Origin of the sequence: Paraburkholderia sp. BR10937, assembly GCF_040965695.1 — a bacterium.
Taxonomy (GTDB): domain Bacteria; phylum Pseudomonadota; class Gammaproteobacteria; order Burkholderiales; family Burkholderiaceae; genus Paraburkholderia.
In genome coordinates, this window is record NZ_JBFRCL010000167.1 from 1 (window position 1) to 406 (window position 406).

Annotated in this window: 1 protein-coding gene; it reads left to right on the forward strand. The window is 56.9% G+C overall.

What is annotated here, in order from left to right; translation table 11 throughout:
- Positions 1–185: 185 nt before the first annotated feature.
- The coding region (locus AB4Y44_RS42480; RefSeq protein WP_368702826.1) for a cytochrome b at positions 186–406 on the forward strand (221 nt) is incomplete at its 3' end.

Genomic DNA, 406 nt, shown 5'->3' on the forward strand with positions numbered 1-406 from the left:
TGACTCAAGTAGCCAATCCTCTGCTGGAACCGAGCCGGTTCCAGGGTTTGTGCTCGGCGTCAGCTACCACGATGCCGTACGCCCATGAACAGGTATGCGCCACGTCAGCTACCTGTGTCGTTGCCCGCCGCGCATCCGCGTGCGTTAATGTAATGGCACTCTGCTAACGAGCAAAGGGAAAAACCGTGGGTAGCTCTGGAACCCGTTACGGCTCGATCACGCAATTCTTTCACTGGTGTACGGCAATACTTGTCCTCGTCGCATTGGTCTACGGGCCAAGCGGACCCGAACAGCGCGTGTATTCGTCCGTCCACGAAATAGACCGGCGACTCCACGAGACGCTTGGATTATGTGTGTTCGCGCTCACCGTCATCCGCTTGCTGTGGCGAATGATTGATACACGTCC